This window comes from Fictibacillus sp. b24, assembly GCF_030348825.1.
Classification (GTDB): Bacteria; Bacillota; Bacilli; order Bacillales; family Fictibacillaceae; genus Fictibacillus.
Genome location: NZ_JAUCES010000005.1, coordinates 2405050 through 2424043, shown reverse-complemented (window position 1 = coordinate 2424043; position 18994 = coordinate 2405050). Strand labels below are relative to the sequence as shown.

At 38.8% G+C, this 18994-nt stretch carries 17 protein-coding genes; 8 read left to right on the top strand and 9 right to left on the bottom strand.

What is annotated here, in order from left to right; all coding sequences use genetic code 11:
• Positions 1-58 precede the first annotated feature (58 nt).
• On the bottom strand, positions 59-1147 hold the full coding sequence (locus QUF49_RS12545) for an AI-2E family transporter (RefSeq protein WP_289495951.1): 1089 nt from the start codon (positions 1145-1147) through the stop codon (positions 59-61).
• Between the two features lie 159 nt (positions 1148-1306).
• Between QUF49_RS12545 and asnB the strand changes: the two genes are divergently transcribed.
• Positions 1307-3154, top strand: a complete 1848-nt coding sequence (asnB, locus tag QUF49_RS12540) for an asparagine synthase (glutamine-hydrolyzing) (protein WP_289497649.1) — start codon at positions 1307-1309, stop codon at positions 3152-3154.
• 42 nt (positions 3155-3196) lie between these two features.
• Here the strand turns inward: asnB and QUF49_RS12535 are convergent, their stop codons facing one another.
• From QUF49_RS12535 to QUF49_RS12525, 3 genes are all read right to left on the bottom strand, one after another.
• The gene (locus QUF49_RS12535) at positions 3197-4552 is read right to left on the bottom strand and encodes an MATE family efflux transporter (RefSeq protein WP_289495950.1); all 1356 of its coding nucleotides are present in this window, start codon (positions 4550-4552) and stop codon (positions 3197-3199) included.
• An 84-nt stretch (positions 4553-4636) separates the two neighbouring features.
• Positions 4637-4792 (bottom strand): hypothetical protein, encoded by a 156-nt coding sequence (locus QUF49_RS12530; protein WP_289495949.1) that lies wholly within the window; start codon positions 4790-4792, stop codon positions 4637-4639.
• Between the two features lie 90 nt (positions 4793-4882).
• A complete protein-coding gene (locus QUF49_RS12525) occupies positions 4883-6607 on the bottom strand; it encodes a glycoside hydrolase family 13 protein (RefSeq protein WP_425590466.1) in 1725 nt (574 codons plus the stop codon).
• 342 nt (positions 6608-6949) lie between these two features.
• Between QUF49_RS12525 and QUF49_RS12520 the strand changes: the two genes are divergently transcribed.
• The 6 genes from QUF49_RS12520 to QUF49_RS12495 all read left to right on the top strand — a co-directional run bounded on the left by QUF49_RS12520 (position 6950) and on the right by QUF49_RS12495 (position 13641).
• A complete protein-coding gene (locus QUF49_RS12520; RefSeq protein WP_289495948.1) occupies positions 6950-8215 on the top strand; it encodes an extracellular solute-binding protein in 1266 nt (421 codons plus the stop codon).
• Between the two features lie 153 nt (positions 8216-8368).
• On the top strand, positions 8369-9631 hold the full coding sequence (locus QUF49_RS12515) for a sugar ABC transporter permease (protein WP_289495947.1): 1263 nt from the start codon (positions 8369-8371) through the stop codon (positions 9629-9631).
• A gap of 1 nt (position 9632) precedes the next feature.
• A complete protein-coding gene (locus QUF49_RS12510; RefSeq protein WP_066246030.1) occupies positions 9633-10469 on the top strand; it encodes a sugar ABC transporter permease in 837 nt (278 codons plus the stop codon).
• Between the two features lie 30 nt (positions 10470-10499).
• Entirely contained in the window at positions 10500-12026 is a 1527-nt protein-coding gene (locus tag QUF49_RS12505) for an alpha-amylase family glycosyl hydrolase (protein WP_289495946.1), read from the top strand.
• A gap of 296 nt (positions 12027-12322) precedes the next feature.
• Positions 12323-13345, top strand: coding sequence for a LacI family DNA-binding transcriptional regulator (locus QUF49_RS12500; RefSeq protein WP_289495945.1), 1023 nt, complete (start codon positions 12323-12325; stop codon positions 13343-13345).
• A 161-nt stretch (positions 13346-13506) separates the two neighbouring features.
• Complete coding sequence (locus QUF49_RS12495) at positions 13507-13641, top strand: hypothetical protein (RefSeq protein ID WP_289495944.1); 135 nt, start codon at positions 13507-13509, stop codon at positions 13639-13641.
• A gap of 63 nt (positions 13642-13704) precedes the next feature.
• Here QUF49_RS12495 and ligD read toward each other — a convergent pair whose 3' ends face one another.
• Genes ligD through QUF49_RS12480 form a run of 3 tightly spaced genes read right to left on the bottom strand, consistent with a single transcriptional unit; the run spans position 13705 to position 16438 of the window.
• Entirely contained in the window at positions 13705-14625 is a 921-nt protein-coding gene (gene ligD, locus QUF49_RS12490; protein ID WP_289495943.1) for a non-homologous end-joining DNA ligase, read from the bottom strand.
• Complete coding sequence (locus tag QUF49_RS12485) at positions 14598-15560, bottom strand: RNA ligase family protein (protein ID WP_289495942.1); 963 nt, start codon at positions 15558-15560, stop codon at positions 14598-14600. Before QUF49_RS12485 ends, ligD begins: the two co-directional genes overlap by 28 nt.
• Entirely contained in the window at positions 15557-16438 is an 882-nt protein-coding gene (locus tag QUF49_RS12480; protein ID WP_289495941.1) for a Ku protein, read from the bottom strand. The genes QUF49_RS12485 and QUF49_RS12480 overlap by 4 nt, the downstream gene beginning before the upstream one ends.
• Before the next feature lie 153 nt (positions 16439-16591).
• Here QUF49_RS12480 and QUF49_RS12475 point away from each other — a divergent pair, with 153 nt between their 5' ends.
• Positions 16592-17734, top strand: a complete 1143-nt coding sequence (locus QUF49_RS12475) for a histidine kinase N-terminal domain-containing protein (RefSeq protein ID WP_289495940.1) — start codon at positions 16592-16594, stop codon at positions 17732-17734.
• 58 nt (positions 17735-17792) lie between these two features.
• Here the strand turns inward: QUF49_RS12475 and QUF49_RS12470 are convergent, their stop codons facing one another.
• Both QUF49_RS12470 and QUF49_RS12465 read right to left on the bottom strand, forming a co-directional pair.
• The gene (locus tag QUF49_RS12470; RefSeq protein WP_289495938.1) at positions 17793-17930 is read right to left on the bottom strand and encodes a hypothetical protein; all 138 of its coding nucleotides are present in this window, start codon (positions 17928-17930) and stop codon (positions 17793-17795) included.
• A gap of 56 nt (positions 17931-17986) precedes the next feature.
• A complete protein-coding gene (locus QUF49_RS12465) occupies positions 17987-18850 on the bottom strand; it encodes a DegV family protein (protein WP_353958305.1) in 864 nt (287 codons plus the stop codon).
• Between the last annotated feature and the right edge of the window lie 144 nt (positions 18851-18994).

The following is an 18994-nucleotide window of genomic DNA, read 5'->3' as shown; positions in this document are numbered from 1 at the left end:
AATCCACACAAAAAAGCACCGGTACTACAGCCGGTGCTTTCTCCTATTCTTACTTATCCTATAATTCTTTCGTTCTTCGTAAATTAATTAATCTGTAAGTATGCAACGCAATAACCTTCAATACAGCATATACAGGAACAGCTAGGATCAAACCGAGTAATCCGCCAAGACTTCCAGCTACAAGCAAGATTGAAATAATTGTCAGGGGGTGGATGTCGAGCTTTTTACCCATCACTTGAGGTGAGATGACATTCCCTTCAATTTGCTGAGCTATAACCATCACGACAAGTACTTTGATGACCATAGCTGGAGAATCTACGATTGCTACGATAAGTGCTGGCACAACTCCGATAATGGGACCGAGGAACGGAATTACATTCGTGAACATGGCGATGATAGCGAGGATTAGAGAGTACTCAATCCCGATCACCAGGTATCCAATGTACAGCATTGTTCCAACGCAAACACTGACTAAGATTTGACCTTGAATATATGAGCTAAGCGCGATATCCATGTCTTTTAAAATTTTTGTTCCATTATTACGCTGTCTTTCAGGCAACGTTTGCAGCACCATTTGTGGTGCTTTTTCGCCTTCTTTTAACATGTAATAAAGAATGAACGGAACCGTGACAAAAATCATAACAATGTTGGTAATGATTCCGATAAAGTTTGCGATGTTCGTTCCAATGGTTTGAGCACTGTTGGAAAGATAAGCTGACACTTTATCCGAAATCTCTTTTACATCAAACTGTTCACTTTCCTGGAAACGATTTACCCATTCGTTTTGCTGCAGATCATTCAGTTTTGAACGAATAGCGTCAATCAAAGCTGGGGTATTTTCTACTAAATTACTTACCTGTCTCTGCAGTACTGGACCAATGGAATAGAACAATAGTACAAAAAGTCCGATTGCAAGCAGATAAATGAGCAGGATGGATAATACCTTAGGAACGTTTCGTTTATGTAAAAACTGAACAACGGGACGGAACAAATAGTATAGAACACCGCCTAGCAAAAACGGGAAGAATAACGTTTGTACAAGAACGACGATGGGTCTGAAAATAAAATCAATCTTTGTTCCGACTAAAATAATAAGAAAAATGAGGAGCAAACCGTAACCAATACGAAAAAACTTCGACTGTGGCATCCAATAATCACCTTTATCTTCTGAAATATGTATTCATTATATACAAATTGGTAGATTATGCACAAATATTTTCCGAAACACCCATACAGGGGTAAAAGCATATGCTGAGTAATGGGCATACGTACTAGAAATGGAGTTTGTATAGAAAGGATGAAACCAATGTGCGGAATAACGGGTTGGGCAGATTGGAATCGTAACCTCATTAAAGAAAAAAATATTTTAATTAAAATGGCGACACCTTTATCTAAAAGAGGGCCAGATGCACTTAATGTCTGGAGCACCACACATGCAGGCTTTGGTCACGCTAGATTAGCCGTTGTTGATATTGAAGGCGGCGTTCAGCCAATGACAAGGTCAAAGAACAAAACAAACTATACCCTTTGCTACAACGGTGAATTGTACAATACAGAAGATCTCCGGAAAGAGCTTTTACAACTAGGCTATCGTTTCGAGGGGCACTCTGACACCGAAGTTCTGCTATTTTCCTATATAGAATGGGGAGAAAGCTGTATTGAAAAATTTAACGGAATCTTTGCGTTTGGCATCTGGGACGAAGAGAAGCAAAGCTTATTTGTTGCCCGAGACCGTTTAGGAGTAAAACCTTTTTTTTACACAGAACAAGGCGGCATGTTCCTATTTGGTTCAGAAATAAAATCAATATTAGCTCATCCTGACATTAAGGCTGAAGTTGACCGGGAAGGTTTGCAGGAAGTATTTGGCCTTGGACCATCTCGAACACCAGGTAACGGGGTTTATAAAGGCATAAAAGAACTGCGTCCTGCACATGCAGCCACGTATACGAAAAATGGGTTAAAGATTTGGCGCTATTGGAACGTTGAGAGCAAACCTCACCAAGATTCGCTCCATGATACGATTGAAAATGTACGATATCTTGTAAATGATGCAGTTACTCGGCAATTAGTAGCAGATGTACCTGTTTGTACTTTTCTTTCAGGGGGACTGGATTCCAGTGCAATAACCGCAATCGCGGCAAATTATTTTAAAGAAGAAAATAAAGGTGAACTTCACACGTTCAGCATCGACTATGTAGACAATGATAAATATTTTAAAGCAAGCGACTACCAGCCGAATTCAGATGCGTACTGGATCAATCAAATGGTGGAAGCGACAGGTTCTGTTCATCATAGCTGTGTAATCGACAATGAGCTATTAATCAATCATTTGAGAGAAGCAGTAACAGTTCGTGATCTCCCAGGAATGGCTGATGTAGATTCTTCATTATTATGGTTCTGCCGGCAAATTAAACCCCAGTCTACTGTTGCATTGTCAGGTGAATGTGCAGACGAGATCTTTGGCGGATATCCATGGTTTCATAAAGAAGAGCTTTTAAACCGTCCGATGTTTCCTTGGATGCGTTCAACAGAAGCCCGTCAAAATTTGCTGCAAGATTCTTGGTCTAAAAAACTGAATCTAGCATCTTATGTTCAGCAAAGATACGGAGAAACGGTGAATGAGACACCAGCACTGGATGGAGAGACAAAGTTAGAAGCTAGACGCCGCGAAATTTTTTATCTCAATATGATTTGGTTTATGACAACTCTCTTAGATAGAAAAGACCGTATGAGTATGGGAGCTTCATTAGAGGTAAGGGTACCGTTTGCCGATCATAGAATTGTAGAATACGCATGGAACATTCCCTGGGACATGAAGATGTTAGACGGAAGAGAGAAGGGGATCCTGAGAAAAGCATTAACAGGAGTTCTTCCGAAAGATGTATTGTACCGCAAGAAGAGCCCATATCCTAAAACGTTCCATCCGGATTATACGAATGGAGTTAAAGACTGGCTGCAATCTATCGTTTCGAAAAAGGATTCACCACTTTTTGAAGTGCTAAACCGCAAAAAAGTGCAAGAGATCATTGATACGAACGGGGAAACTTTTAAAGAGCCATGGTTTGGCCAACTGATGACAGGACCACAGCTAATGGCGCATCTTGCGCAAATAGATAGCTGGTTAACTGATTATAATATTAATATAGTTGATTAATTAAAAAACCGGAAAACGTCATGTTTTCCGGTTTTTACCTATCTAAGCAGTAGCTTCTCTTTGTATGATATGCTGCTTTTGCCATTTTCTCTTTCGCCACCTCGAAAGCATGAACAACCCTCGAAGCCATTCGTCTGCTGTAAACGCAAGCCAAATCCCAACTAAGCCTAAATCAAACGTAATGCCTAAAAGGTAGGCTAGAGGTACACTTACACCCCACATGGAAATGACGCCCATTACAACTGGAAACTTAACATCACCAGCCGCACGTAAACTTGAAATAATAACAAGGTTAAAAGAACGACCTGGTTCAAGTAACAATGTTAAGTACAACAACAAGGTACCTTCTCTAATAATCTCAGGGTTATCTGTAAATATGGAAAGAAGCGGTTTTGCAAACAGAGAAGCAATCCCAGCCATCAAAAAGCTAATGATCATGGCGTACGTCTGGCTTTTCAAACACATTTTATACGCAGAATCATACGATTTAGCACCAATTAAATGACCGATTAAAATCTGTGTACCTTGCCCAATCGCAACCGCAAACAGGAAGATAAACATCATGATATTAAATGTATAAACCTTCGTTGTCAGCGCAGTTGTTCCGATCAGCGTAATAAAAAACGTAATCAGCATTTGAGATCCGCTGTACGAAAGATGCTCGCCAGCAGAAGGCAATCCGATTTTTAAGACGCTCTTAATGTGCAGAGGGAACAATTTAATAGAGCTTGAAAAGGGAAGAGGAATAGAAGATCGCTTAAATAATAGATAAAGGATCACCACTAAACCTAGAAAACGGCTGACAGAAGTCGATATTGCTACACCTTCAACTCCTAAAACAGGGAAACCGAACGCTCCAAAAATAAATAAATAGTTACCAAAAACGTTTAAGATGTTCATGCCGATCGTGACATACATTGCATCTTTCGTAAATCCATAACTTCTGATAGCAGCTCCTATCGTCATAATGACAGATTGAATAAATGAGAATCCTCCAACAATCAAAAGGTAGCTGGATGCTTCAGCCATTAACTCAGGTGGTGTGTTCATCCATCTTAAAAACACATCTCCCCAGATTACTAATATGGCACTTAATATCAATCCAAAAAGCAAGTTTCCCATTATCGCAACAACTGCAACTTCAGCTGCGGTTCTCTGCAGTTTAGCTCCAATCGCTTGTGCGATGACGACACTTGCACCTGTAGCCACAAAACCAAACATGACGATTACGATCGATAACAGCTGGTTGGTAAGGCCAACTGCAGCTACTGAATGGTCCGAATATTGACTAAGCATAAGTGTATCCGCGTTACCCATTAACATATGAAGCATAATTTCTATAAAAATCGGCCACGTAATGGCAAAAAGGGAAAGCTTTGCGGCTTTGTTTCCTTTCATGTACATCCCTCTCCATCGTGTTGATTGAATATTTTCCTATTGTAGCAGGAAAGTTAAGTAACTGAAATAAAATCCCCTTACTTTTTACGGTAAGGGGAGGTTGTATGGGCTGTGTAGTATTTGAATGCGGTTGCTTTCCGTTTCAGATGCTCGCTTTCTGCAGGGGGTCCGGTGAGCCTCCTGCCGCTTTGCGCCTTTAGGAGTCTCCGCCTGACCACTCGTCCTGCAGGAGTCTCGCATCTTTCACTCCAAGCAACTTTTTCAACGAGGCAAGTCTTAAAAATTAAAAACAAAAGTCTTTTATTAAGAACAATTACTATGCAAAAGTTACTATATTTTTCTGTATATACTTAAGCCATATGCAGGCAACGATTTTGTAAAGGCAGAGCCAAAAAGGTGGACGTAACCTTTAGGAATTTCAAATGAGAGCTCATTATCTTTATCACTAGCATTCAAAAGAATCAGCACACTTTCTTCATCAGTGGATCGCTCGTATACAAGAGTTTTGCCTTTTGCAGATATGAACTTTATTTCACCATCGTTAGCTAAAACTTTATGTTCTTTACGAAGCGACAGCAGAGATTGGATATGGCCGAAAAGATCTAAGTCTTGTTTCGTTTCGTCCCATTCCATGCATTTTCTGCAGCCAGGATCATTACCGCCAGTCATGCCGATCTCATCACCGTAATAGATGCAAGGCGTTCCTTTAGACGTTAGCATTAAAAGGAAAAGCAGCTTCATCTTATCTTTATTTTCTTCACAGAATGTTAGAACACGCTTCGTATCATGAGAGCCTAACAGGTTGAAAGCAGCTTCATTTATGTTCTCAGGATACATATGCAGCACAGAAGTCATTTTCTCAGCAAAGACTTTTGCATCGATTGTTTCTTTCGCTACAAAATCAAGTGCTGCATTTGTAAATGGATAGTTCATAACGGCATCGAACTGATCGCCTTGCAGCCAGCTCATCGAATCATGCCAGATTTCTCCTAAGATATAAGCTTCAGGTTTTATTGATTTAACAGCTGTTCTGAATTCTCTCCAGAAGGAGTGGTCCACTTCATTGGCTACATCAAGTCTCCATCCATCAATGTCAAACTCCTCAATCCAATATCGGGCAACCTTTAGCAAATAATCTCGGACCTCAGGATGTTCTGTATTTAATTTTGGCATAGATTTTTCAAAAGCAAAAGTATCGTAATTTGGACGTGGTTCTGTTTGAATAGGAAACTCTCTTAAATGAAACCAGTTCTTATAATTAGAATTCTCTTGATTTCTTAATACATCTTGAAACGGTTCAAAATAGTATCCGCTATGATTGAACACAGCATCTAGCATTACTTTTATACCGTTCTCGTGGCAAATCTTTACCAATTGCTTAAACGTTTCTTTATCACCAAACTGAGGATCGATTTCTAAGTAATCAATCGTATCATATTTGTGGTTAGATTTTGCCTTGAAGATAGGAGTGAAGTAGATTCCTGTCACGCCAAGTTTGACGAGGTGGTCAATATGATCGATCACACCTTGAAAATCTCCACCGAAGAAGTTGTTAAACTTCGGTTCTTCACTTGCCCATGGAAGAGAACCTTCAGGATCGTTGCTCTTGTCACCATTTGCAAAACGTTCAGGGAAAATCTGGTACCAAACGGTGTCTTTTACCCATGAAGGAGCACGAAACACATCAATACCATTTAAGAATGGAAAGCAGAAATAATAAGCCGTGTCATCAAATGGCGCTTCCTTATAAAAGCCTTTTTCTGTATAGATCAGGGTTTCGTCACCGCTTTTTAGTTCAAATCCATAACGCAAGCGGCGGTAAGGGGGCTCTATCGCAATAAAGTAATAATCAAAATACTCATCTGTACCGCTTAATGTCATGGGAGCCTGTGATGTTTGCCAGCCTTCCTTTGTCCAGTCATATGGATCACCATGGATTAAAGAAACTGAATCAGCGTCTCCTTTTTTGGTGCGCAGACGGATGTGAAGTGTCTTCTCATCATAAGCATACGCGTAGTTGTTTCCTGCTCTGTGATAGATTGCTTCTTTTAACATATTTAAATCTCCCTTCATTATCCTAGAAAATAAAAATAGGGCACAACCTATAGACTTCCTAGGTTGTACCCGCATAAGGATCGTACATTGCCTTCAACTTGTAATGATGATAGTATAAACCGCTTACATAAAATAAATCAAGAAAAATGAAAGCGAAAACAAAAATAATTAAAAAAGTATTGTAAAAATTCAAAGCATAGGTATAATGAAATTGAGCACGTAATGCAATCGTTTTCATAAACAGCGAAAAACTTCAAAAAAGACAGAAAATCATTTTTTTTTGCTAATCTGTGCAAACGTTTGTATGCTTCGAATTTCCAATTACAATAGGGGGTACAATTGATGAAAAAGTTATTAGCATTACCATTAACTTTTGCTCTAGCTGCAAGTGCTCTAGCTGCTTGCGGACCGCAAGATGACAGCTCATCTACTGGCGGTAAGAAAGAAAAGGCGGCAGACAAGCCTGAAAAATTAGTGATCTGGGAAGACCAAGAAAAAGGTTCTGGTACTCAAGACGCTATCAAAAAGTTTGAAGAGAAATACGGTATCAAAGTTGAGATGAAAGAAATCCCAATGCTTGACCAGCAAGAAAAGCTTCGTCTTGATGGACCAGCTAAAAAAGGACCAGACGTTATCACAACTCCTCATGACCGTATTGGACCTTTAGCAATTGAAGGACTAATCGCACCAATCGAAGTTTCTGATGATGTTACAAAGCTTTACACTGAATCTTCAATTAACGCATTAACATATGATGGAAACCTTTATGGTCTTCCAAAGTCAACTGAAACACCAGTTTTCATCTATAACAAAAAGCAAATGCCAGAAGCACCAGAATCTTTAGACGATGTACTTGCTTTCTCTAAGGGTGACAAAGGTGGAGCACAATACGGATTCCTTGCAAACTGGACTGACTTCTACTTTGCAAACGGTGTTCTTTCTGGATACGGAAGCTATGTATTTAAAGACGACAACGGTACTCTAGATCCACAAGACCTTGGCCTTGCTAATGAAGGTGCTGTTGAAGGATTAAGTTACATCACTAGCTGGTACAAGGATGGATTATTCCCTAAAGGTATCATTGGTGAAAAAGCTGGACAAACAATTGACGGACTTTTCCAAGAAGGTAAAGTTGCTTCTGTAATGAACGGTCCTTGGTCATTCCAAGGCTACAAAGATGCTGGCATCGATATCGGTGTTGCGCCAATGCCTAAGCTTCCAAACGGTGAGTATGTAAAAACGTTCATCGGAGTTAAAGGTTACAATGTAAGCCAATTCTCTGAAAACAAAGAGTGGGCTTCAAAGCTTGTTGAGTTTATCACGAACGAAGAGAGTGCTAAAACTCGTTTCGAGAAAACAGCAGAAATCCCTCCAGTTGTATCTCTAATGGAGGACCCAATCATTGCAGACAACGAAGCAGCTAAAGCTGTAGCTGTTCAATCAGAACGTGGAGTTCCAATGCCTAACATTCCTGAAATGGCAGAAGTTTGGGCTCCAGCTGCAAACGCACTTCAATTATCTGCAACTGGTAAGTCTGAGCCAAAAGCTGCTCTAGACAGTGCAGTAAAGACAATTGGACAAAACATTAAAGCAAACCACAGCAAGTAATAAATAATTAGAGGAAAGCGGTACCCAAAAGTCGCGGGTACTGCTTTCTCTAACTATTGTGTTTGTTGGAAAGATTTTGCTTGTGAATGGGTCCTAAGATCTTTCGAACAAAACACAAAAAAGTTAGTGGGCAAAAGAAAGGGGAACCCTGTAATGACACATCGTAAGACGGCAGCTCTGCTGTCCATCATTCCAGGAATGGGGCAATTTTATAACAAACAATTTGTTAAAGGTTTCGCATTCTTAATTTTAGCAGCATGTTATTTTATTGCGTTTCTGGATTTTCTAAATATCGGACTTTGGGGAATTGTTACACTTGGTACTGAAGTGCCTCGAGATCACTCCATATTCTTGTTAGTAAACGGGGTTATATCGATACTTGTAGTAGGGATCGGATTAGGTTTTTACTCTTTTAACATTTATGATGCTTTCCAGAATGGGAAAAAGCGTGATAATGGCTTGAAATTAAGCTCGCTAAAAGAGCAATACCACAATGTAGTCGATAAAGGATTCCCATACTTAATGGTTGGTCCTGGATTCCTATTATTAATCTTTGTAGTCATTTTTCCGATTATTTTCATGTTGCTTCTTGCTTTTACGAACTATAACTTATATAACTCTCCACCAGCAAAACTAGTGGATTGGGTAGGATTTAAAAACTTTATTGAAATATTCTCATTAGATATTTGGCGTGAAACATTCATCTCTGTATTTGCTTGGACGATCATCTGGACTTTCACTGCAACAACGCTTCAAGTTTCAGTTGGTATTTTCTTAGCGGTGGTTTTAAACCAAAAGGAAATCAAATTTAAAGGTCTTATTCGAACACTTTTGATCTTGCCATGGGCAGTACCAGCATTTGTATCCATTTTAATTTTCTCAGGATTGTTTAATGACACATTTGGGGCGATTAACCAATCAATTTTAGCACCACTTGGAATCGATTCCATACCTTGGATGACAGATCCTTTTTACACGAAGATTGCTTTAATCTTTATTCAATCATGGCTCGGTTTCCCGTTCATCATGGCGATGACGACTGGTGTACTTCAATCAATTCCTGGTGAATTGTATGAAGCAGCGACAGTAGATGGAGCATCAAACTTGGATAAGTTCCGTAAAATTACACTTCCAATGATTCTATTTACAACAGCACCAATCTTGATTACACAATACACGTTTAACTTTAATAACTTTAACGTTATCTATCTCTTTAACAACGGTGGTCCTGCAGTAGCTGATCAAAATGCAGGAGGAACAGATATCCTCATCTCATGGATCTATAACTTAACGATGACTTCAGCTCAATATAGCAAGGCTGCAGCTGTAACCGTATTACTATCGTTAATTATCGTTTCTCTTGCCCTGTGGCAGTTTAGAAAAACGAAATCATTTAAGGACGAAGGAATGATTTAATATGAGTATAAAAACAGCAAGAAGAATTCGTTTAACTCTGTCCTATCTAGTTTTATTGTCGGCTATTGCTATTGTTATCTATCCGATTCTCTGGGTTATTGGATCTTCCTTCAACCCAGGTAACACTTTATCGAGCTCAACGATTATACCTGAGAATGCAACATTGACTCATTATAAAAAGCTTTTCGCTGAAACAGATTACTTGATTTGGTACTGGAACACGCTGAAAATTTGCTTTATTACAATGGTGCTTTCTGTTATCTTTATCGGCCTTACAGCTTATGCATTTTCAAGATACAAGTTTGTTGGACGTAAGAACGGATTGCTTCTTTTCTTAATCTTGCAGATGATTCCGCAATTCGTAGCAATCTTGGCAATCTATATCCTTGCATACCAAGTAGGTTTGCTTGATACACACTTTGCGTTAATTCTTGTTTACGTGGGTGGATTAATTCCGATGAACACGTACTTAGCGAAGAACTATTATGATACGATTCCAAAAGAACTAGATGAATCTGCACGTATTGATGGTGCTGGACACTTCCGTATTTTTTGGCAGATCATTCTTCCGCTATCAAAGCCAATTCTTGCGGTAATCGCACTATTTAGTTTCATTTCACCGTTCGCTGATTTTATCTTAGCTTCTATTCTAATCAGCTCAGATGAAAAGATGACACTTGCGGTTGGTTTGTTTAACATGATTAAGAATGAATTTGGAAACAGCTTTACACTTTTTGCAGCAGGTTCTGTTTTAGTAGCAATTCCGATTGGTCTGCTTTTCTTATCACTGCAGCGTTACTTCATCTCCGGACTAACTGCCGGTGGTACAAAAGGTTAAAAACAGCAACGCACTTTAGGAGGAACGGCGATGGGCAAAAGAATGATGTTCTTGGCTATGTCGTTTCTTCTTTTTTTATCTGTTCAAAATAAAGCGCTTGCAGAAAAAAAGGAAGAGCGATCATGGAGAGACGAAACCATCTACTTTATTATGGTAGACAGGTTTCATAATGGTGATAAAAGCAATGACTTTGAAGTAGACCTGAATGATCCTGCCGCTTATCACGGCGGAGATTTTAAAGGAATTACAGAAAAGCTTGATTATTTAAATGACCTTGGTGTAACAGCAATTTGGCTGACACCTGTCGTTAAAAACGAGACAAAAGGGTACCACGGTTATTGGACTGAGGACTTTTACGAAACTGAAGAGCATTTTGGCTCTAAGGAAGATTTAAAGAAGCTTGTGAAAAAAGCTCATGATCGTGACATCAAAGTTATTTTAGATTTAGTGGTGAACCACACAGGCTATCAGCACCCTTGGTTAAATGACGCAGAAAAAAATAACTGGTTTCATCCACAGATGGAGATCGGAAACTGGGATAACCAACAAGAAGTAGAAAACGGATGGCTAGCAGGGTTGCCTGATCTCAATACTGAAAATCCAGAAACACGAAATTATCTTTTGGATATGGCGGAGTATTGGATAAAAGAAACGGATATTGACGGATATCGTTTAGATACGGTAAAACACGTTCCGAAAGATTTTTGGAAGGAATTCTCTGAAAGGGTTAAGCAAACGAAGCCTGGCTTTTATTTGATTGGAGAAGTGTGGCACAACGATCCAAGGTACATCGCAGATTACAACAAAGCAGGAATTGAATCTTTTGTTGATTATCCTTTGTTTAATGATATGGTTCGTATATTTAGACAAAGCGGACAATCACTTTCAGAATTGAATTCAGTATGGGAAAGAAACAAGTTTTATTATGAAGACCCTTTTACACTAGGTAACTTTATTGATAATCACGACAACATTCGTTTCGTGCGTGAAGTGTTGTTGAAGCAAGAAAATCCAGAGAAAAGACTGAAGATGGCATTAACCTATCTATACACGGCTCCTGGAATTCCAATCCTCTACCAAGGAACAGAACACATGATGGATGGTGCCAAGGATCCTGACAATCGCCGTATGATGGATTTTTCGCAAAATAAGAATATGGAGGCTTTCTCAGCCAAGTTAGGAAAGCTTAGACAAAACCATCCTGCTCTTCGCCGAGGAGATTATTCCATGATGGTAGATAAAGGCGGAACTGCTGTCTTTAAGCGTTCTTATAAAGATGAAACCCTCTATATCGTTTACAACAACGATAAAAAACAACATACTATTTCATTTTCAGATGAAGATCTACAAGATAAAAAGCTAGTAAGTCTGTTATCAGATGAAGAGATTAAGGTGAAGAAGAATGCAGTGGACCTGACTTTAGACGGAGAAAAAGCGCAGATTTATGCTGTGCAAAAGGCCGACTCTCAATGGATGACTTATCTCATTGTTGCCGCTGCACTTATAGCTTCAGTAGGGATTATCCTATATCTAGTAAAAAGAAATAAACGTTCTTAAAATGGTCTTTTTGCTTTAGGATTGTTAATTTTGAATTCTTTCATCCTTGCCAAGTTGATTGGAGTGAAAGGTGCGAGACTCCTGGGGGACTAGTGTGACAGGTGAGACACTTTAGTGCGAAGCACAAAGTGGCTCACCGCACGCCCCCCCGGAAAGCGAGCACCTGTAACGGAGATCAACCACTTACAAGAACAATGCATAAATAATATTTCTTTTTTACTACAAATTTTATACAATTATGTAGGATTAAGAAAGCGTATACACTAAGCCAAATAGTCTGAAAGGAGGACTATAACATGTCAGTTACAATAAAAGATGTAGCAAAATTAGCAGATGTTGCTCCATCTACCGTATCGAGGGTAATCGCGAACAACCCTCGCATATCAGAAAAAACAAAACGAAAAGTAAAAGAAGCAATGGACTATCTTGGCTATCATCCAAACTTCAATGCTAGAAGTTTAGCAAACCGAAGCACACAGGCTATAGGACTCGTTATGCCAAGCTCAGCCGATAAAGCATTCCAAAACCCCTTTTTTCCTGAAGTAATCAGAGGGATCAGTACAATTGCTCACGAACAAGAATATGCTCTATATATGTCAACGGGAAATACGGAAGATGAAATATTTGAAGGGGTAGTCCGTATGGTGCAAGGACGCCGTGTTGATGGGATCGTGATGTTATATTCCCGTGTGGATGACCGAATCATGTGCTATTTGCAAGAACAGAAATTTCCGTTTACCGTAATCGGTAAGCCGTTTAAGAACGCGGAAAACATTACTCATATAGACAATGATAACTTTAAGGCAGCACAAGAAATGACGGAATATCTGATTTCACTCGGACATGAACGAATTGGTTTTGTAGGTGGAAATCTTAATTTAGTAGTAACCATTGACCGGTTATTGGGTTACGAAAAAGCCATTAGAAACGCAGGGCTTCCTTACAAAGACGAATATATTGTGCATGAGGAGTTCCTAAAAGAAGGAGGGCAGGAAGCGGTTAAAGAGCTTCTCGCTTTAAAAGAGCCTCCATCCGCACTCTTGGTAATTGATGATGTTATGTCATTTGGCGTACTAAGTACACTAAATGAACTAGGAGTAAGTGTTCCTGGAGATATATCATTATTGAGCTTCAATAATGTTATGTTGTCCGAACTCTCATCACCTTCATTAACTTCTGTAGATATTAATATATTTAAACTCGGTTATGAAGCTGCTAAAGGATTGCTAGAATGCATTAACTCACCTGATAAACCAGCAAAGCGAGTTGTCGTACCATTTGAATTAGTGAAACGACAGACTTGCAGCAGTGTTAAATAAAGGCTGTTTTCTAAAATGTGGCTCACCGCCTGCCCCACGGAAAGCGAGCATCCTGTTCGGAGAATCGATCACTTCTAAAGCAACAAAGTTTGCAAAAACAGAAATAAAAAGCTGTGTTCAGAAGGATAGTTGCTTTCGTTTTTTTCTTCTGTGACAGTTGATTGGAGTGCAAGGGGCGAGACTCCTGCGGGACAGGCGGGCAGGTGAGACACTTATACGTGAAACGTACGAATGTGGCTCGCCGCCTGCCCCGCGGAAAGCGAGCACCTGGAACGGAAATCAACCACTTCCACTAACAACTTTACGAAAACAGGCAAATAAAAAAACAAAGCCTCAAGAAGATAGATTCTCTTATCTTCTTAGAGGCTTTTTTCTTTGAGTGCTTTTATGACAGGCAGGATCGGCTGATTACTTTTGGCATTAAAGAAGTCTTTAAATGGATCGCCAACTTCTTTCAATCGATCATGTATTACGTTTAAAGGGAACATTTCGGGTTTTAAAGTCTGATTCACTTCATGCCAGTATAATGGTGTTGCAATAAGTGCGCCCTCATTACCTCTTACAGAATAAGGAGCAATAATGGTTTTACCTTCCGCATGCTGAATATAGTCTACATAACATCTGTTTCCTCGGTTTTTTTTCAATCGTTCAATCGTAAACCATTTAGGCTCTTGCTGAATCAGATAATAAGCAAGGAACTCTGTAAATAGGCGGGATTCGTCAAAAGTCACCCGATCCTCTGGTAGCGGTATGTATATTTGCATACCTTTATTTCCGCTAGTTTTAATGAACGAAGTAAGGTTTAACTTGTCGCAAATTTCTTTAATCATAATAGCTGCTTCAACAGATAGATGAAACTCATTTCTGGAAGGAGGGTCTAGATCCATAACGATTTCTGACGGATAACTCGTACTTGCTGTTCGATAAGGTATGTGAAACTCAAAGGCTAGCTGATTTCCGAGCCACAATAAAGTCGGCAAGTTGTTGCACACGATATAATTGATGTCATCTTCCTTCACGGTGTTCACAAAGATTGGAGCATAATCCGGGCAATTTTTTTGATAAAATCGCTCATCACCAACGCCATGAGGATACCTAATAACGGTTAAAGCTCGGTCTCTTAAAAAAGGGAGCATATAGGGAGCGATTTGAGTCAAATAATTAATATATTCTACCTTCACAATACCGAGTTCTGGCCAAAGTGGCTTATCAGGGCTAGTCAAAGTAACAACTTCACCGTTAACGTTTAGGTTTAATTGTTCTTTTGCAGGCTTTCCCATGTGCATTCCTCCCAATTTACATCAAATCGGAAAGATACAAACCTAGGCTGTCTTAGTTGGTTCTTATACAGCTCCAAATAGGAAATGTCTACGCATATTGAAGGTTCTATCAAAATGAGAGAACCCGATTTTCCGTTTTGATTTTTTTTCACAATCTGAATCAATGCTTCTTTCTCTTCAGGAGACATTCCATGAGAAAACAATCCTGTAGAGAAAATGGAATGATCTTTTATAACACCTACATGGAAAAAGCCGTTCTCCGTATCATAGCCAAGGACGAAAAATGTATTTATTATAAGGTTTTTCACTTTAATCCATTTATTAGCCCTTACTCCGGGTGACCATTTGTTACTAATATCCTTTGCCACAATCCCTTCACTTTTGTATGTTTGAACCGTCTTTTTCAGCATTATTATGTCAGAAGTAAAAGGAACATAATTCATACGGCTTGTAAGTGAAACTTCATTTACTGAAACATCAAGCATTTGAAGGAGATGCTGCAGCTTTTCTTTTCTTTCTAAAAAGGGCTGCTGATATATATACTTGCCTTCCATCGCAAGTAGGTCAAACCCACAAAATGATGAAGGGAAGAGTTCAGATGCCTGTTTAATTTTATCACTTTGTTTGAGTCTTCCTCTTTTTTGAATCTGTTCAAAGCTCGCTTTAAAAGGATTTTCAAGTATGCAAAGCTCTCCATCGATTAAAAGGGGAAAAAGGTGTTTAATGTCTCCCTCAAAATGCTTTAAGCGATTAGGGATCTCTGGGAAAATAGTGTGAAGGTTGTGACCGTTTCTAGAAGTCATGATGATGGAGGATTCGTCCCAATATAAAAGACATCTGAACCCGTCATATTTCACTTCATATACCCAATTCTCACCTTTAGGTAAATCGTTTGAGAGAGAAGGGAGCATGGGTTTTAAAAACGTACTGATCATGAACTAGCTTTCTTTTTTGCGGATGATTTTTTCTTTTTTGGTTTTGTTTCATCAGAACTTTTCTTAGAAGACGCTTCTTTCGTTTTCTTTCCTTTATCTTCTGAATCTTTCCCTTTACTTTCATTGATGGATGCTTGAAGTGCTTCCATAAGATCCACAACATTAGTTTTTGGTTTTTCTTTAGCTACTTTTACTTCATCACCAGAAATCTTGCTGTTGATTAATTCTAGAACGGCTTCACGGTATTCATCTTCATATTTTTCTGGTTCAAACGGAGACGTTAATTGTTCAATCAGCTGTTTTGCCATTTCAACTTCTTTATCATTTAGTGAAACATCGTCTGTTAAACCAGGTACATGGTCAACATTTCTAACTTCGTCTGGATAAAAAATCGTCTCCAAAACAAGACCATTCTTAAAAACACGAACTGCAGCAAGATGTTCCTTTGACCTTAAAGTGAATTTAGCTAGACCAATTTTCCCCGTGTCTTCCATTGCTTTTTTAAGAAGAGCAAATGATTTTGTACCATTTTCTCCAGGGCCGATGAAATAGGAACGATTATAAAAAATGGGATCGATCTCTTCTAACTGGATAAAATCAATGATTTCAATGGATTTATCAGATACACCTGCAAGCTCGTCTAATTCTTCCTTTTCTACTACGACAAATTTCCCTGGTTCGTATTCATACCCTTTAACAATTTCCTTTGAATCTACAGTTTCTTCACAAACAGGACAGATCTTTTCATATTGAACAGGGCTATGGCACTTTTCGTGAAGATACCTCATTTTTATATCTTTATTTTCAGTAGCAGCAAACAGCTTAATCGGAATGTTTACTAGACCGAAGCTGATTGCACCTTTCCACATCGTATGCATGGAAACCATCCTTTCAAACTCATTTATGAGATAGTTTCTCCATACTGTAGTACATCATGTATATTTTTCCATAGATTATACAGATTTCGACAATGCATTGTAGAAATATGCAATATCATTCATAATGGGGAGAGAATTCGTTTTACTTAAAGGGTGATTATATTGGATAGCAGTACAAACACAAAAACAAATACAGAACTCGCTCATTTTTTAAGCGAACAAAAATCAAGCATTGTAGAAAAATGGCTGGAAAGAGTACTGTTGCCTCAAAATGACCCTTTCTATGAAGAAGTAAAAAAGAACGGACATCAAACCATTGTAGAACTGATCAACTTTTTGGAAACAGGGTCACTTGAAAGATTGCATGCATTAACAAGCAAAATTGCAAAAGAGCGGATTGAAGCTAAAGCGAACGTAGGGGACTTTGTCCACAACATCAATGTGGGACGGAGCATCGTATATGAGCTATTAATGTGTTCATTGTTAAATGACCAGGCAAAAGGCGATGGTGTCTTAAAGATGCAGCGCTATTTTGATCAGCTTGTATTTTTAAGCGTGAAAGAATACACAGCTCTCAAGGATTCCATTATCGACCGAAAAAATCAGTTCATTCAAGAGATGCATCATGATCGATTGACCATGCTTGGTCAGATTGCAGCTAGCTTTGCACATGAATTCCGTAATCCGCTAACATCTGTAAAGGGTTTCATTTACCTGTTGCAAAAAGAGCTGGAAAAAACAGATCAATCACAGTATTACTTCGATATCATTCAAAATGAGATGAAAAGTCTTGAAGAAAAAATCACTCAGTTTCTTTATTTATCAAAAATGAGAGGCTTAGAAGATAAGCTTGAAAAAATTCCGCTAACATCGCTGCTGAAGGAAATGATGGAGTTCATGTATCCTCGGTTTACGGAAGCGAATATTGTTACGAGCTTAGAAATAGGTGATAAAGCTCTGATTGAAGGGGATAGCGCACAAATCAAGCAAGTGTTATTAAATATCCTTGTTAACGCTGTCGAAGAGCTTAGCGGCTGGAATGGTGAAAGAAAGATCAAAGTTTCATTAAAAAGAAGCGAAAATCAAACAGTTGAACTGGCGATCTGCAACAACGGTAATCCCATTCCTGAATATTTGCTTGATAACGTGTTTGAACCGTTTGTTACAACGAAGTCTCTTGGGACGGGTCTTGGTCTCTCTGTTTGTAAACAGATCGTTGAAAAACACAACGGGTCAATTGATGTAAGTTCAGGAGAAGACTTCACGTGTTTTACTATTCATTTTCCTTTGATATAAATGAAGTGTTTTCAAAAGAAAAAAGCTCCCTGATAAGGGGGCTTTTTTCTTTTGCTTTTTATAGACGATCAGGCTCTTTAGAAAAGGGCTGTTTGCCTTTTTGCTTTATTTCAAGTTCTGCTTCATTTTTCAATTGATTCATCGCCTGATTATCTTCAGGGCGTTTATTGTTGTCTTTTGTGTTACGATGTGTCATGAATATCCCTCCTGTCACTAACATCTGTCAGAAGGTAGTCGTTTATTCATAATGTTTTAAGAAACTTTTTTAGGTGTATTTAAAAAGAATAACGCGATTGTACCCGGACCGGCATGTGCGCCGATTGCGCAGCCAATCATCGTAATTAAGATGTTTTTGTTTCCGGTCTCTTCAATAATAAGTTCTTTTAATGCTTGAGCCGTTTCGGTATCATCCGCATGACTGATTCCAATTGTAATGTCATTAAGTGATGTAGCGCGTTCTTTCATAATTTCTACCATGCGACCAAGAACTTTTTTCTTTCCGCGCAGTTTTTCTAAAGGAAACAGCTTGCCATCTTCCATATGTAAAACGGGTTTAATTTTCAACAGTGTACCCATTACTGCTTCGGTTTTGCTGACTCGTCCGCCTCGCAATAAATATTCAAGGTCATCAACGGTAAAAATATGTTCAAGATGATCACGGTAATGTTGAAGCGTATGTATGATTTCATCGAAAGACTTTCCGTCTTTAGCTTCTTTGGCTGCTTCATAAACCATTAAGCCATACCCCAATGATGCCGATTGACTATCAAAGACCTCAATTTGAGCGTCTGGATATTCTTCAAGCACTTCGTTTTTCATAAGTACAGCAGTCTGATAGGTGCCGCTAATGCCGGAAGACAGTGTTACATAGATGGCAGGTTGTCTATTTCGAGCAAATGAGGCTAAAGTTTCTTTAATTATAGATGGAGGAACTTGTGCTGTTTTTGGAACTGAGCCATCCTTCATGTATGTATATAGCTGCTTTGGTTCAATATTCGATCGATCGAGAAACTCTTCATTATTTACCTGTACAACTAAAGGGAGCATCGTAATTTCGTACTCATCTAAAATCTGTTTAGGTAAATCTGAACCTGTATCGGTAATTATCGTAGTCATTATTATTTCACCTGCTTGGCTTTTTTCTATAGTTTAACTTGTGATGGAATGAAAAGGCAATGTTCATGTATAAAAAATAGCTCATTTGGCTATTGACGGGGTATATCCTTTTCTGTTAAAAATGAATCTTGGATTAAGAAAGGA

Bases quoted from the DNA above. Each gene is read 5' to 3' on its own strand.
- QUF49_RS12545 (WP_289495951.1), bottom strand. From the start codon at position 1,147: ATGCCACAGTCGAAGTTTTTTCGTATTGGTTACGGTTTGCTCCTCATT.
- asnB (WP_289497649.1), top strand. From the start codon at position 1,307: ATGTGCGGAATAACGGGTTGGGCAGATTGGAATCGTAACCTCATTAAA.
- QUF49_RS12535 (WP_289495950.1), bottom strand. From the start codon at position 4,552: ATGAAAGGAAACAAAGCCGCAAAGCTTTCCCTTTTTGCCATTACGTGG.
- QUF49_RS12530 (WP_289495949.1), bottom strand. From the start codon at position 4,792: ATGCGAGACTCCTGCAGGACGAGTGGTCAGGCGGAGACTCCTAAAGGC.
- QUF49_RS12525 (WP_425590466.1), bottom strand. From the start codon at position 6,607: ATGTTAAAAGAAGCAATCTATCACAGAGCAGGAAACAACTACGCGTAT.
- QUF49_RS12520 (WP_289495948.1), top strand. From the start codon at position 6,950: ATGAAAAAGTTATTAGCATTACCATTAACTTTTGCTCTAGCTGCAAGT.
- QUF49_RS12515 (WP_289495947.1), top strand. From the start codon at position 8,369: ATGACACATCGTAAGACGGCAGCTCTGCTGTCCATCATTCCAGGAATG.
- QUF49_RS12510 (WP_066246030.1), top strand. From the start codon at position 9,633: ATGAGTATAAAAACAGCAAGAAGAATTCGTTTAACTCTGTCCTATCTA.
- QUF49_RS12505 (WP_289495946.1), top strand. From the start codon at position 10,500: ATGGGCAAAAGAATGATGTTCTTGGCTATGTCGTTTCTTCTTTTTTTA.
- QUF49_RS12500 (WP_289495945.1), top strand. From the start codon at position 12,323: ATGTCAGTTACAATAAAAGATGTAGCAAAATTAGCAGATGTTGCTCCA.
- ligD (WP_289495943.1), bottom strand. From the start codon at position 14,625: ATGGGAAAGCCTGCAAAAGAACAATTAAACCTAAACGTTAACGGTGAA.
- QUF49_RS12485 (WP_289495942.1), bottom strand. From the start codon at position 15,560: ATGATCAGTACGTTTTTAAAACCCATGCTCCCTTCTCTCTCAAACGAT.
- QUF49_RS12480 (WP_289495941.1), bottom strand. From the start codon at position 16,438: ATGCATACGATGTGGAAAGGTGCAATCAGCTTCGGTCTAGTAAACATT.
- QUF49_RS12470 (WP_289495938.1), bottom strand. From the start codon at position 17,930: ATGACACATCGTAACACAAAAGACAACAATAAACGCCCTGAAGATAAT.
- QUF49_RS12465 (WP_353958305.1), bottom strand. From the start codon at position 18,850: ATGACTACGATAATTACCGATACAGGTTCAGATTTACCTAAACAGATT.